This is a genomic window from Chitinophaga sp. YR627, assembly GCF_900114995.1.
GTDB lineage: Bacteria > Bacteroidota > Bacteroidia > Chitinophagales > Chitinophagaceae > Chitinophaga.
The window spans coordinates 559,697-573,311 of the sequence record NZ_FOUX01000003.1 but is presented as its reverse complement, the minus strand read 5'-3'; the positions used below and the strand labels follow the sequence as shown (position 1 = coordinate 573,311).

Sequence of the window (13,615 nt, the reverse complement as noted above, 5' to 3'; positions counted from 1 at the left end):
GAGACGGACAGCCGTCTATCATTAACACCTTATATACAATATTTTACTTAATTTTATTTGCTCACACATTTACAATCACTCTACAATAAATTTAATTATATGACGATGCTGAAGACACTCTTAATTTCAATGCTCTTGTTTATGAAAGGAGGCGCTATATATGACTACAAGGTTGAATCTGTGGACGGTGGTAAGATCAATTTTGCTGATTATAAAGGCAAAAAGATCCTGATCGTGAACACTGCTTCTATGTGCGGTAACACCCCTCAGTACGCTGAACTGGAAAAACTCTACAAGAAATACGAAAAGAATCTCGTGATCATCGGTTTCCCTGCCAACAACTTCGGTCAGCAGGAACCAGGCTCCAATGCGGAGATCAAAGAATTCTGCACAAAAAAATACGCTGTTAGCTTCCCGATGGCTGCCAAGATCTCTGTAAAAGGAGCTGACATTCACCCACTCTACAAATGGCTGGCAGAAGAAAGTAAGACAAAACATTTCGAACCTGCTGAAGTACAATGGAACTTCCAGAAATACCTGCTCGACGAAAAAGGTAACCTGGTAGCCGTATTCTCACCTAAAACACAACCACTTTCTCCTGAAGTAACGGCCGCGATAGAAAAGAAATACTAATTTGCGCCTATGCTTTTTTCGAATGTCATAGGTCAGGAAGATATACAACAACAATTGATCAGGTCCACAGAAAAGAACCGGCTCGGTCACGCTAATATTATATTAGCGCCTGAAGGAGCAGGTGGTCTTCCGCTGGGACTGGCATTTGCGCAATACCTGGTCTGCGAAAACAAACAGCCTGATGGCGCCTGCGGGCAATGTCAGGCCTGTGCGAAAGCAGGTAAATACATCCATCCTGATATACACTTCTCCTATCCGGTCATTCCCCGTAAACCGGGCGATAAACCGATCAGTTCTGACTACGCAGCCGAATGGCGCGAGTTTATAGACACACATCCCTATGGGAATGCGTATGACTGGTTACAGTTTATCGGAGCGGAAAACAAACAGGGGAATATCACGGCAATGGAATGCCAGGACATCATCCGCAAGTTGAGCCTGAAAAGCTTCGAGAGCACTTACAAGATATTACTGATGTGGATGCCTGAGTACCTCGGTAACGAAGGTAACAGACTGCTGAAACTGATAGAGGAACCACCAGACAATACGATTTTTCTGCTGGTGGCCGAAAACCAGGAACAGATCCTGGCGACCATCCTCTCCCGTACACATCTTATTAAAGTGAACCCGCTGCCAAAAGAAGTGGTTGTTGACGCACTGGTGAACCGTGCAAACATCCCGGCAGCCAAAGCCAGACAGGCAGCTACCATTGCATCAGGCAACTACAGGGAAGCCCTGTATATGCTGCAACACTCGGATGATGACTACCACGAACTGTTACGCAACTGGCTCAACTATATATTTACCGGCAACCGGGTAGCCCTGCAAGGCTGGGTGGAAGGAATTGCCAGCGCCAAAATGGGACGCGAAAATCAGAAACAGTTCCTCCGCTATTTTATCAACCTGCTGGAACATACACTGAGACTCAAGTATATAGACAGAAGCCAGCTGGCATTCTCAGAAGAAGAGACCGACTTTGCATTCAAACTGCAAAAGCTGGCCGACCTTCACCAGATGGAGCAGATCATGCAGGAACTGGACAATGCCTGCTATTACATAGAACGTAACGCAAACGCTAAACTGTTGTTCCACGCGCTTTCCATAAAGCTGCAGTATATCTTTAAAAAGCGGCCGATTCCGGCTGTATGACTTTGTTAAGGGCATTTTCCGTTATCTTTGTTTATTCCGGCCCTTATAGAATAAGGGCATTTACATATATTTAGGCATCCGGTCCAATGCCCGGATGTGTTTCATTTAATAATTTAAATCGATTAATATGGCTTGTGCCGGATGTGGTACAGGTGCAGAGGGGAAGCCGTCAGGATGTAAGAGTAATGGAGGATGCAGTACTGGAGGCTGCAACAGGCTGAATGTATTTGACTGGCTGGCCAATATTCCCCTAAGTGATAGCTTAGCACCATTTGATATACTAGAAGTAAGTTTTAACAACGGTAGCAGGAAGGATTTTTTCCGTAACACCACCAAACAGATTCTCGATAAAGGAGAAATGGTTACCGTAGAAGGCGTAAGTGGTTTCGACATCGGACAGATCAGCCTCACAGGCGAACTGGTTAAATTACAGATGAAGAAAAGACGCGTGGAAGACACACCTGAAGTAAAAAAGGTACTCCGCCGCTCCACTAACGAAGACCTTGCAAGGATGCAGGACAACAAAGCCCGTGAAAAGGACGCCCTCATCAAAGCAAGAGCCATCGCCCGTAGTATAGGTCTGGAAATGAAACTCGCAGAAGTAGAGATCCAGGCTGACGGTCGTAAAGCCACGTTCTTCTATACAGCTGATGACAGGGTGGATTTCCGCGAACTGATCAAATTATACGCCGGTGAGTTCCGGGTGAAGGTGGAAATGCGTCAGATAGGCGCCCGCCAGGAAGCCGGAAAAGTAGGTGGTATCGGTAGCTGCGGAAGAGAACTTTGCTGCTCGACCTGGTTGACTGACTTCAAGAGCGTAAATACCACCGCTGCCCGTTACCAGAACCTGTCCATTAACCAGGCAAAACTCTCCGGTCAGTGTGGCCGTCTGAAATGTTGCCTGAACTATGAACTGGATACTTACCTGGATGCCCTGAGGGAATTCCCTGAAGATGCTGATACCATCGAAACTGTCAATGGCGTAGCTACCCTTCAGAAGAGAGATATCTTCAAAAATCTGATGTGGTACTCCTATGGCGACAGTAACAAACAATATCCGCTCACGATCACACGTGTAAAGGAAATACGCCAGCTCAACAAACAGAACATCAGACCTGATGACCTGAAAGCTGTTGAAGTAGTCGCAGCAAAACCTAAAGCGGAAGACCTTGGATTTGCAGATGTAGTAGGCCAGATCAGCCTCCGCTCACTGGAAAAAACTTCCCAGAAACGCAAACACAAAGACAAGGAAAAACAAAAACACAAACAGCAGAAGGACCAACAGCCGCAACAGCCAGCTGGTAAAAAAGCGGAACCTAAACAGGAAAACCGCCCGCAACAGCAGCAAAAGCAGCCGGAAAACCGTCCGCAGCAGCAGAAACCTCAGGAAGGTCGTCCGCAGCAACAACAACAGCAGAAGCCTAAACAGGAACAGCGCCCGCAACAGCAAAATCCTCCAAAGCAAAAGCAGGAGCAACGCCAACCTAATAACGGGCCTAAGCCACAACAGCCACAGGATAAAAACAATCCTAACGCACAGAAACCACAAGGCGGCGGTGGACAGAACAAACCACCCAAACCTCGTGAGAAACAGAAATAAACATTCGTTAAATACTACTAAGAGGGTGCATTCATCACAGAATGCGCCCTTTTTATTTGCGGGAAATAATAGCAACCACTATTAATAATAAAAGGCCGCCCGGAAGAACAGCCTTTGTTTAACAATTGGTTTTTGCTTATGAAAAAAAGATAAATCAGGTTTCGTTCTCAAACATGAGCTTATAGTAATAGAGGTTCGTTGTTTCGTCAAAACCACGCTCAATCATCTCTCTGTTACCATGTATATAAATATGAAAATTCCGGTCCAGCTTCACTACACTCTTAAACACCTTCTGCTGTTTCTTTACAGCAGGTGATGATATGTCAAACTCGTCGGGGAACTCCTGCTGGAATTCCTGCTGAAACGTCTGTTTATACTCCTTAAAGGATTGAATAGCTTCGGGGTTGCCCAGTACCTCTTGTGCAAAATCGTCCAGATCAAACTGCTCTTTCTCTTTGAAATAGGTTGCTGACTTGTTAAGAAGATCTACCTGATCCACTCTGCTGATCTCATATTGATCTGGGAGCTTGTCATTGATAAACTTCTTACACATGTTCACGGCAAGTTCTGTCTGGTGATAGCTGTCCTCACGGCGTTGTACCTGAAGGAAAGCATCTTTCCAGTAAACTGCTTCATTCTGTTTGCTGATGCTATCTACTACGCTGACTTTGTACCCGTTCTCCTCTTCGGTGTTAAAGATCAGGCATCCCTTATCAAGCTTGTTGATATTGATCCCGTCTTCATAATCCACCTGATAATTATCGTTGGCAAGGAATACTTTCAGATAGGTGTCTCTGCTCTCTGATTTAAAAATACCTATTGCTTCAACATCTTCTCCATCCACAAGACATTTACTAAAGTAGGCTATATATAGTTCTCCCCCCTTGATCTTCGGATGAGTGGAATGCTTATACAGATGTTTGGCAATATTAACTGACTGCTCGTGAAAATTGTCCCTGTTTTCAAAGATACGGCGGCAATATTGAAAAATCTCATTTAATTGCAGATCCGCCTCATGATAAAAACGAAAATACTCTGCACTGTTTGTAAACGGCTGTATAAAGTACGTTAACAACAGCTGACTGATCGCTTCATCTTTCAGCTCCAATGGCTCCTGAGAGCATATCAGCGCTTCTTCCTGAGAGGCATTACCCACCTTATGAATGGACAGGCTCTCTAAATCTTTAAATTCTGAAACATGTATCATGGTCAGGCGAAAATAGTGAAAACTATTTCACAAACTTACCACCCGGCGTAATGTGCAGGTCCTTACCCGCCAATCTGATAATAGCATCACAGGTCAGTCTGCCACGCCTGTCATTATAATCATCTTCAATATCCTCCATCTTCTTCGCCTTCACATCTGCCGCCTTCTGCTTCTTCAGATGATCATATACGGTGTATCGGTCAATGATCTTATTGTCTTTATTCACCGTCAGCAGCTCCAGATAGTTCTCCTGCCCTTTGTTATAAGCATGCAGTCCTACCAGTATATTATCCTTCGCCCTGATGTTGAACAACGATATATAATTATGTGTGCTGTATCTGCCCTTGAAATATTTGATCAGCGCCTTTTCATTATACAGCTTCGAACTGTGTACAATTGAAGTCGCCTGTCTGCCAATGATCTTACCCCCCGGCAGAATCTCATACTGCATATTATACACTGTCTTGAAACGGAAACTGCTATCCACTACCCTGCTGTCTTCTTCCTGCAGATTGATGCTGGCATCCTTATCTACCGTACATTTCCGGTAGATCGTCTCACTATGCTCTCCCAGCGTACCGCCATACACAACGATCTTGTCGATCTCCTTCCCTTTCTTATAAGTGATCAGTTTTACCGCCGGATAATTCAGTCCCTCGTCCAGATAGATCGTATCTCTTGCATACAACAACGCCGTCGCCCGGTTGCCTATTTCCAGTTTAGCCATCGCATACAGCGGGTCCTGGCTCTCTTCCCGGAAATCATAGTAAAGCGTCAGACGGGAAACTGTTTTCAATACCCCCGTATTCACCGTATCCACAACAACCGGCAACTTCCCATCAGGAAAACGTGCGGCATACTTTTCAAACGATTCCTTATCACGTGACACTTCTTTAATTGTTCCTTTAGCACCTATCCGATAAAATCGCAGGCTCGTATTCACTTTCTGACTGCCCTGTACATAGGCTGACTGACGCGCTCTTACCTCTATCACGGAGTCCAGTCCGATGTAAAACCACTCGCTGGCAAACCTTGTCGTCGTCGTATCCTTTACCGCTGTAGGTTCATCAGATGCTTCCTCTTCTGAGGAAGGACGTACATCTGCCGCTATCTGCAACCTGGATTGCTCTACCCCATTGTCATTAAAGATCACCAGCCAGGTACGACGCTCATAATCATTGATCTCACAGTCAAAAATAACCGGCGTGAGACCGTTCGTTGTAGCAAAACGTCCTGCCTTTACCTGCTGATAGGTCGTGTCTATCCCCAGGTAATGTGCATAGTCCCTGATCTCCTTCAGCTCATACGCATTCGGATACGGCAACTTCAGTTGCGTAAGACCGTTGACAAAATCATAGTATTTCGTCATGCTATCCGGAACAACCGGCGCTATATTGATACTCTTATGCTCTATGATAACAGCGGGTTTCGGGCGGTTATTGCAGGATGAGTTAAAGACCAGCCAGATAAAGCAGACAATAGGTATAGCTCTGAACATATAATGACGTTTACACAGGACTAATAACACTACAAATATATAAGTACTTGTCTAATATATTAATAGTTTGATAACCAAATTTTTGAATAGTAAATAATGTACTCTTTTTTATCATAAAAATCAATTACACAAACAAGGAGAATATCTGCCGTTCATCGTAATAAGCCTTGATTACCACATATCTTTTCTTAACTTAATGGTTCACGTTAATTTCTCATCATGAAACAGCATATCTGTTTATTTCTGGCGATGACTGCGGGTTGTGCAGCGATGGCACAGGATAGATCCACGGCATTATACCAGGCGCAGGATCTGACAAAAGAAAACATGTTCTCTGTCAACATTGAAGGGCCCAACTTTGACAAAGCAGGTAATCTCTATGTCGTGAACTACCTGAAAGATGGCACCATCGGTAAGATCAGTACAAAAGACGGTAGCGGCGAATTGTTTGTAACACTACCCGACAGCTGTATAGCCAACAGCATCCAGTTCAACAGCAAAGGCAATATGTACCTGCCCGACTTCAAAGGGCATAACGTACTGGAAGTGAACCCGAAGACCCGGAAAGTAAGCGTGTATGTACATTCTGATAAAATGTCCCAACCTAATGATCTCTGTATCAATAAAAAGGACCAGTTATTCGCATCTGATCCTGACTGGAAAAATTCAGCCGGTCAGATCTGGCGTATCGATAAAGGCGGTAAAGCCGTACTGCTGGAAACCAATATGGGTACAACCAACGGTATTGAACTGAGCCCCGACGAAAAGACGCTGTATGTAAATGAAAGCGTACAGCGCAAAGTATGGAAATACGATGTGGACAAGGATGGCAATATCAGCAACAAGATCTTATTTGCTTCCTTCCCTGATTTCGGCTTCGATGGTATGAAATGCGACAAAGCCGGCAACCTTTATATCGCCCGCTGGGGAAAAGGTACGATCGTCGTACTGTCTCCCGAAGGAAAAGAGATCAGAGAGATTCCCCTGAAAGGCAAACATTGCAGCAACCTGACCTTTGGTGGAAAAGACGGTAAAACAGTATATGTGACCCTGCAGGATAGAAAATGTATGGAGCAGTTCAAGGTGGAAATACCCGGCAAGAGATACTAATTCAACTAGGAATTAAAAATTAAGAATTAAGAATTGAAATGCAGCGAAGACTAAAATGGATGAGCATCCAGCATTTATAAAAGTAATAAAGAGAAAGGCGCTTCAATCAACTGAAGCGCCTTTCTCTTTATTATTCTGGAATTAGTCCGTCAGGAAATCAATATTAAACACATTTACTTCCCAATTCTTACTTCTTAATTTTTAATTTTTACATATTCAATCCACCACAGGCACTGATCACCTGTCCGGTCACGTAATTACTCATACCTGATGCCAGGAACACACAAACATTCGCGATATCCTCAGGGCTACCGAAACGGCCCAGTGGAATTTTCTCCATGTAAGTTTTAGCACCATCGCCATCTTTCAGGTAATGTGTCATATCTGTTTCTACGAAACCAGGAGCTACCGCATTCACACGGATGTTACGGCTACCCAGTTCAGCAGCGATAGATTTAGTGAAACCAATGATACCCGCTTTGGAAGCAGCATAGCTACTCTGGCCGGCGTTACCTTTCATACCGATGATAGAACTCATGTTGATGATAGAACCACTCTTTGCTTTCATCATCGGACGGATCACGTGTTTAGTCATGTTATACACGCTCTTCAGGTTGATATCCATTACGTCGTCCCACTGATCAGGGCTCATACGCAGTAAGAGGTTATCTTTAGAAATACCTGCATTGTTCACGCAGATATCGATGCTACCGAATTCTTTCAGTACGTCATTTACCAGCGTCTCCGTTTCTTCGTACACACCAGCGTTGGATTTATAGGCTTTAGCCTTTACGCCCATTGCCTGTAACTTTTGTTCCAGTGCTTTGGCTTTCTCGTCAGAGCTGAGATATGTGAATGCAACGTGTGCACCTTCCTCTGCAAATTTGATTGCGATAGCTTCACCTATACCTCTGCTGGCGCCTGTTACAATAGCTACTTTGTTCTCCAGTAATTTCATATAGACGTAATAGTTGTTAGTTAAATGATTTATTCAGGTTAGATTTTGCCGGAAATACCGGTGAATTTAAGAATTTCTTCCACGTGCTGACGTTCATTATTGAGACGGGGCACCTTATGTTGTCCTCCCAGTTTGCCTTTGCTCTTCAGCCATTCGGTAAAAGTACCTTTTGGCAATACGTGTACTACCGGACGGCGCAACGCCATATCCTTATGTCTTTTAGCTTCGTAGTCAGAGTTGATGGCCTTCAGGGTGTTATCCAGCACATCGATGAACTGGTTGATATCAGCAGGTGCTTTATCAAAGTCCAGCAGCCATTCATGTCCGCCGGCATCATTTCCACTGAAATAGATCGGAGCGGCGGTATAATCGTTCATCACAGCGCCTGTTACTTCACAGGCTTTTGCGATAGCAGTATCAGAGTTTTCAACGATCAGTTCTTCACCAAAAGCATTGATGAAAGATTTGGTACGGCCACTCACCTTTACGCGGTATGGCGCCAGGGAAGTAAACTGTACAGTATCTCCCACCAGGTAACGCCACAGACCACCATTGGTACTGATGATCAGCGCGTAGTTCTTACCCATTTCCACGTCCTGCAACTGTAATGTTTGCGGACATTCCTTCCCATATTCCTCCATTGGCATAAACTCGTAGAAAATGCCATGGTTCAGGAACAACAACAGCCCTTCCTGGCCAACGACATCCTGTGCCGCGAAGAAACCTTCAGAGGCGTTATAGGTTTCCTGGTAGAACATATCCGGCTTGCGGATCAGTTGTTTGAACTGCTCACGGTATGGCGTGAAGCTCACACCGCCGTGCATGTACAGTTCCAGGTTAGGCCATACATCTGCCAGGTTATCTTTCCCGGTGATTTCGAATATACGTTTGATCAGTACCAGTGTCCAGGTAGGCACACCAGCTATAGAGGTGACGTTTTCGTGAATGACAGCGTTCGCCATACGCTCGATCTTCTCCTCCCACTCGTCCATCAGGGCGATGGAAAGATCCGGCGTACGGATCATGTTACCATAGAATGGCATGTTTTGCAGCATCACAGCACTCAGGTCGCCGAAATAAGAATCGCTTTCAGCATCCAGTTTATTTACCTGATGACTCCCCCCGATGACAAGCGACTTGCCGGTCAGCAGACGGGACTCAGGGAAATTATTATAGTACAGTGATAACACGTCACGACCGGCACGATAGTGACAATCGTCCAGGCTTTCTACGGAAACAGGTATGAATTTACTTTTGTCGGCAGTGGTACCGCTGGATTTAGCGAACCATTTGATAGGCGTGTTCCACAGAATATTCTGCTGTCCTTCCATCAATCGCTGGATGTAAGGCTTGAGGGTATCATAATTATGAATAGGTACCCGCTGTTTGAACTCTTCTATTTTATATATCTGTGAAAAGCCGTACTGCTTGCCAAACTCAGTATACTGAGCTGCGCTGATAAGGTTCTGGAATACCTGTTGCTGCACCTGCACTGGGTATTGCATAAAGTATTCTATACGCCCCATGCGCAAACGCGCCAACTGTGATATTGCAGGACTTAATATTCTCATAATAGGATCAGGAACGTAGTAGTTTATTGTTGCTTAGCTGCTTCGTCCAGGTAATTTTTACGACGTAAAATGAAATTCTGGCCAAGATACACTTTTCTAACCTGTTCGTCTTCGGCCAACTCTTCCGCGGTACCGGCTTTCAGGATTTTTCCTTCGAAAAGAAGGTATGCCCGGTCTGTAATGGAAAGTGTCTCCTGTACGTTATGGTCTGTTATGAGGATCCCGATGTTCTTGTATTTAAGACGGGCAACAATTGACTGAATATCTTCCACGGCAATAGGGTCAATACCTGCAAACGGCTCGTCCAGCAGGATGAACTTAGGGTCCACCGCCAGTGCACGGGCAATCTCGGTACGCCTGCGCTCACCACCGCTCAATACATCGCCCGGGCTCTTACGCACATGGGTCAGACGGAACTCTTCCAGCAGACTTTCCAGTTTTTCCTTCTGTTCTGCTTTTTTCATTCCGGTCATTTCCAGTACGGCGGATATGTTATCCTCCACACTCAGCTTACGGAATACGGAAGCCTCCTGCGGCAGATAGCCGATACCCATCTTCGCCCTTTTATACATTGGCAGCTTGGTGATGTTCACTTCATCCAGGTACACCTGTCCCTCATCGGGCTTGATAAGCCCCACTACCATGTAGAATGTGGTTGTTTTACCGGCGCCGTTAGGTCCGAGTAAACCCACGATCTCTCCTTGTGTCACTTCTACAGATACGTGGTTGGCTACGGTTCTGTTACCGTAACGCTTTACCAGCTGATCTGTATGTATTTTTAATGCCATATGTTCAAACTTAGCAAAAATACACTTTTAGTTTAGCTTTCAACGGTTAACTGTTGGCACTCACCCACTTTATCCCCGACCGTTTAATTTTTATCTATTAACAGCGTACAATCTAAAAAAATATTCGCCCTTTTCGTTAAAAATTAGATGATAATACTGACATATGTCTTATTTTTGAGCGGCATTAACTTAAGTCCACTTCTATTTTGCTATGAAAGTAACAGAACACATTGCACAGGCAAAAGATACCCTTATCTCATTCGAGATCCTGCCGCCCCTTAAAGGTAAAAGTATTGATTCTATATATGATCACCTCGATCCATTAATGGAATTTAAACCGGCTTTTGTGAATGTTACCTACCATAGAAGTGAACATATGTTCAAAAAAAGGGCCGATGGCTCCTTTGAAAAAGTCGAAATCCGTAAGAGACCCGGTACAGTAGCTATCTGTGCAGCACTGATGGGGCACTACAATGTAGATGCTGTGCCACACCTGATCTGCGGAGGCTTTAGCAGGGAAGAGACAGAAAATGCGCTGATCGATCTCAACTATCTGGGTGTGGACAATGTACTCGTTTTGCGCGGAGATGCACCCAAAAATGAGACTTTCTTTGAACCTGAGCCAAACGGCCATCGTTATGCAGACCAGCTGCTCCAGCAGGTAGTACACATGAATAATGGTATCTACCTGGAAGAAGACCTGCAAAGTGGTGTAAAAACGAAGTTCTGTATCGGCGTAGCCGGCTACCCTGAGAAACACTTCGAAGCGCCCAACATGCAGACAGATATGAGCTATCTGAAAAAGAAGGTAGAAAATGGCGCTGATTATATTGTTACCCAGATGTTCTTCGATAACCAGAAATTTATCGAATTCGTGGGCAAATGCCGGGAAGCAGGGATCACCGTTCCAATCATTCCGGGACTGAAACCGATCACCACCCGTAAACAACTGACCATCCTGCCCCGTACTTTCCATGTGGATATTCCTACCGAACTTTCCACAGAGATCCTCAAATGTAAAACAGACAAGGAAGTGGAAGAAGTCGGTACAGAATGGCTGATCAAACAATCCAGAGAACTGAAACAGTTTGGCGTACCGGTATTACACTATTATACCCTGGGTAAACCACATGTGATCCATAAAGCAGTGGCGCAGGTAGTATAATAAAACCGCTACAAGATAAAAAAAGCGGTCCGCCTGAGGCGGACCGCTTTTTTTATCAATGGTAACCGTTTTTTCTGAAAAAAAATGCCAACACGTGGAAACGTCGTGGCATGTCCGAATAACTGTCACACTTTTTGTTTTTTTGAGATAATACTTTGTGGGATTATCTCTTCTAAGACGGTTGTCGATGACCATCCCCCTATCCCTTTAAAAAAAAAATTGGGGAGTCCGCCGGTTGGCGAACTCCCCTGACAATAACGCACTTTGTGTCTTTCTCTTAATAATCTTCCCTGTTAAGCAGAATACCTAAACTCACAGAGAAATAGCTGTTGGTAATCCTGGCGGAAGAAGTCCGGTCAAGATTAGTATACCCTCTGCTGAGATTAGCGCCTAATACCATCAAGTTGTTAAATTCAAATCCCAGGGCCACATTCGCACCGGCGTCAAACCTGCTCAGCTGAACACCCGGAGCAATGCCCCTGTCCTTATAATTGAATTTCACATCATGAGATTCGGTACTCAGCACAGTTCCGTTGTATAGCAGGTCCAGATCATATGATCCGTCCAGACCATATGCTACATAAGGACCTCCGCCTATAACAATTTTACCGATCGATACGGGGATTTTTAACACCAGATTCATCGGCACTTCCAGATAATGCAGTTTCAGCTGGTTGGCCGATTCTGTCAGTAAGGTGGATTTGTCAGGTAGCGGACGGAGATAAGCGCCCTTGGTAATGTATCTTACCAGTGGCTGAAAATGAAGATTTTTGTACACAGGTACATTGATGATCAGGTCTGCATGCAGATTTTTTAACTGGCTGTTAGTGCCAATACTGTTACTCTTATAGCCTTGTGAATTTTTGATCTGTGTGGCGGATAAGGTATAACCTCCTCTTAAACCCAGACTTACCTGAGCGTGTACAGGAAATAGGAATGCAAGAAACACTAAAAAGATAAGTGTAAAAATTTTACTCATGCGTTACATGTTGTGTTGTAATGTGCGGTATTGTCCTCTTCTTTAAAAAATTGGGTATTCTCAGGGAAACAACACAGGATCGGATCCTGTAAATAAAAATACGGGCATAAAATTACGCTAATTGTCCACTTTCTCTCTTTAAATTTTCGTGTACAGCATAAAATATCTCGGCAACGTAGCTAAAATGGAAAAAGTCCCCTCCGCCGGGTGGCGAAGAGGACTTTCCGATAAATATTTTGCCTGCCTTAGAACTTATAACCTACAGACACACCGAAAGAGGTGTTTTTCCAGCTGCGGTCATTGTCAGTATTGTCATATGCATTCACCAGACCCAGGTCAGCATTCAGACCCAGATACAGACCCTGCTTCAGTTCATATCCTGCAACAACGCCCAGACCTGCATCAAAACGTTTCAGTTTCGCCAGACCAGCTTCGTCGTCAAACGCTTTCAGCTCACCGGTAACATTACCGATCGTGCCTTTGTGTTTACCTCCTAAACCGTACGCTACGTAAGGTCCTGCACCCAGGTTCAGCTTACCGGAACCAACTTCAGGTTTGAACAGGAAGTTGATAGGTATCTGCAGGTAAGACAGTGTCGTTTTAAAATCGCTGTTGTTCTTGTCTTTACTTCCCTTACCGGCATACAGTAAACCTGTACCGATATAAAACTCGTCAGCCAGCTGCAGGTCAGCAGTTACACCAGCTCTTACGCCTACCAGCAGGTCGCCGGTTTCTTTGTCGCCTGTTGCGCTTTTAACGGTTGCACTAGAGAAGTTGGGTCCTGCCACGATACCGAATTTTGTCTGGCCAAAAGTAATGCCTGCAATCATCAGTGCAGCAACAGATAATAATACCTTTTTCATATAGGTGTTTTAAATTTTCGGTATAACATCCTACAGGCGTTACTGGATGTTATACCTTTTTCATAGCTATTGTGTTGTTAGTGGGCATTGCCTG

At 44.6% G+C, this 13,615-nt stretch carries 12 protein-coding genes; 5 read left to right on the top strand and 7 right to left on the bottom strand.

The window, feature by feature from the left end; all coding sequences use genetic code 11:
• Positions 1-99: 99 nt before the first annotated feature.
• From BMZ72_RS17795 to BMZ72_RS17785, 3 genes are all read left to right on the top strand, one after another.
• Complete coding sequence (locus tag BMZ72_RS17795) at positions 100-633, top strand: glutathione peroxidase (RefSeq protein ID WP_089810716.1); 534 nt, start codon at positions 100-102, stop codon at positions 631-633.
• A gap of 9 nt (positions 634-642) precedes the next feature.
• The gene (locus BMZ72_RS17790; RefSeq protein ID WP_089810714.1) at positions 643-1,782 is read left to right on the top strand and encodes a DNA polymerase III subunit; all 1,140 of its coding nucleotides are present in this window, start codon (positions 643-645) and stop codon (positions 1,780-1,782) included.
• 127 nt (positions 1,783-1,909) lie between these two features.
• Positions 1,910-3,382, top strand: coding sequence for a PSP1 domain-containing protein (locus BMZ72_RS17785; RefSeq protein ID WP_089810713.1), 1,473 nt, complete (start codon positions 1,910-1,912; stop codon positions 3,380-3,382).
• A gap of 154 nt (positions 3,383-3,536) precedes the next feature.
• Here the strand turns inward: BMZ72_RS17785 and BMZ72_RS17780 are convergent, their stop codons facing one another.
• Complete coding sequence (locus BMZ72_RS17780; protein WP_089810711.1) at positions 3,537-4,589, bottom strand: nucleoid-associated protein; 1,053 nt, start codon at positions 4,587-4,589, stop codon at positions 3,537-3,539.
• Positions 4,590-4,611: 22 nt separating this feature from the next.
• Positions 4,612-6,087: a hypothetical protein gene (locus BMZ72_RS17775; protein WP_089810709.1), complete on the bottom strand. Its 1,476-nt coding sequence runs from the start codon at positions 6,085-6,087 to the stop codon at positions 4,612-4,614.
• Between the two features lie 219 nt (positions 6,088-6,306).
• Between BMZ72_RS17775 and BMZ72_RS17770 the strand changes: the two genes are divergently transcribed.
• Positions 6,307-7,197: an SMP-30/gluconolactonase/LRE family protein gene (locus BMZ72_RS17770; protein ID WP_089810707.1), complete on the top strand. Its 891-nt coding sequence runs from the start codon at positions 6,307-6,309 to the stop codon at positions 7,195-7,197.
• A 208-nt stretch (positions 7,198-7,405) separates the two neighbouring features.
• Here BMZ72_RS17770 and fabG read toward each other — a convergent pair whose 3' ends face one another.
• The 3 genes from fabG to lptB form a co-directional block, all read right to left on the bottom strand.
• Positions 7,406-8,155, bottom strand: a complete 750-nt coding sequence (gene fabG / locus BMZ72_RS17765; RefSeq protein ID WP_089810705.1) for a 3-oxoacyl-[acyl-carrier-protein] reductase — start codon at positions 8,153-8,155, stop codon at positions 7,406-7,408.
• 38 nt (positions 8,156-8,193) lie between these two features.
• Positions 8,194-9,660, bottom strand: coding sequence for a GH3 auxin-responsive promoter family protein (locus BMZ72_RS17760; protein ID WP_255373227.1), 1,467 nt, complete (start codon positions 9,658-9,660; stop codon positions 8,194-8,196).
• An 89-nt stretch (positions 9,661-9,749) separates the two neighbouring features.
• On the bottom strand, positions 9,750-10,514 hold the full coding sequence (gene lptB / locus BMZ72_RS17755) for an LPS export ABC transporter ATP-binding protein (RefSeq protein ID WP_089810702.1): 765 nt from the start codon (positions 10,512-10,514) through the stop codon (positions 9,750-9,752).
• Between the two features lie 211 nt (positions 10,515-10,725).
• Here lptB and BMZ72_RS17750 point away from each other — a divergent pair, with 211 nt between their 5' ends.
• Positions 10,726-11,679 carry a methylenetetrahydrofolate reductase gene (locus BMZ72_RS17750; RefSeq protein ID WP_089810700.1) on the top strand — a complete coding sequence of 318 codons (954 nt, stop codon included), beginning with the start codon at positions 10,726-10,728 and terminating at the stop codon, positions 11,677-11,679.
• A gap of 277 nt (positions 11,680-11,956) precedes the next feature.
• Here the strand turns inward: BMZ72_RS17750 and BMZ72_RS17745 are convergent, their stop codons facing one another.
• Positions 11,957-12,658, bottom strand: coding sequence for an outer membrane beta-barrel protein (locus BMZ72_RS17745; RefSeq protein WP_089810698.1), 702 nt, complete (start codon positions 12,656-12,658; stop codon positions 11,957-11,959).
• A gap of 245 nt (positions 12,659-12,903) precedes the next feature.
• Positions 12,904-13,521 carry a porin family protein gene (locus tag BMZ72_RS17740; protein WP_089810696.1) on the bottom strand — a complete coding sequence of 206 codons (618 nt, stop codon included), beginning with the start codon at positions 13,519-13,521 and terminating at the stop codon, positions 12,904-12,906.
• Positions 13,522-13,615: the final 94 nt, after the last annotated feature.

Excerpts from the sequence above, each read along its gene's own strand:
- BMZ72_RS17795 (WP_089810716.1), top strand. The coding sequence starts at position 100 with ATGACGATGCTGAAGACACTCTTAATTTCAATGCTCTTGTTTATGAAA.
- BMZ72_RS17790 (WP_089810714.1), top strand. The coding sequence starts at position 643 with ATGCTTTTTTCGAATGTCATAGGTCAGGAAGATATACAACAACAATTG.
- BMZ72_RS17785 (WP_089810713.1), top strand. The coding sequence starts at position 1,910 with ATGGCTTGTGCCGGATGTGGTACAGGTGCAGAGGGGAAGCCGTCAGGA.
- BMZ72_RS17780 (WP_089810711.1), bottom strand. The coding sequence starts at position 4,589 with ATGATACATGTTTCAGAATTTAAAGATTTAGAGAGCCTGTCCATTCAT.
- BMZ72_RS17775 (WP_089810709.1), bottom strand. The coding sequence starts at position 6,087 with ATGTTCAGAGCTATACCTATTGTCTGCTTTATCTGGCTGGTCTTTAAC.
- BMZ72_RS17770 (WP_089810707.1), top strand. The coding sequence starts at position 6,307 with ATGAAACAGCATATCTGTTTATTTCTGGCGATGACTGCGGGTTGTGCA.
- fabG (WP_089810705.1), bottom strand. The coding sequence starts at position 8,155 with ATGAAATTACTGGAGAACAAAGTAGCTATTGTAACAGGCGCCAGCAGA.
- BMZ72_RS17760 (WP_255373227.1), bottom strand. The coding sequence starts at position 9,660 with ATGCAATACCCAGTGCAGGTGCAGCAACAGGTATTCCAGAACCTTATC.
- lptB (WP_089810702.1), bottom strand. The coding sequence starts at position 10,514 with ATGGCATTAAAAATACATACAGATCAGCTGGTAAAGCGTTACGGTAAC.
- BMZ72_RS17750 (WP_089810700.1), top strand. The coding sequence starts at position 10,726 with ATGAAAGTAACAGAACACATTGCACAGGCAAAAGATACCCTTATCTCA.
- BMZ72_RS17745 (WP_089810698.1), bottom strand. The coding sequence starts at position 12,658 with ATGAGTAAAATTTTTACACTTATCTTTTTAGTGTTTCTTGCATTCCTA.
- BMZ72_RS17740 (WP_089810696.1), bottom strand. The coding sequence starts at position 13,521 with ATGAAAAAGGTATTATTATCTGTTGCTGCACTGATGATTGCAGGCATT.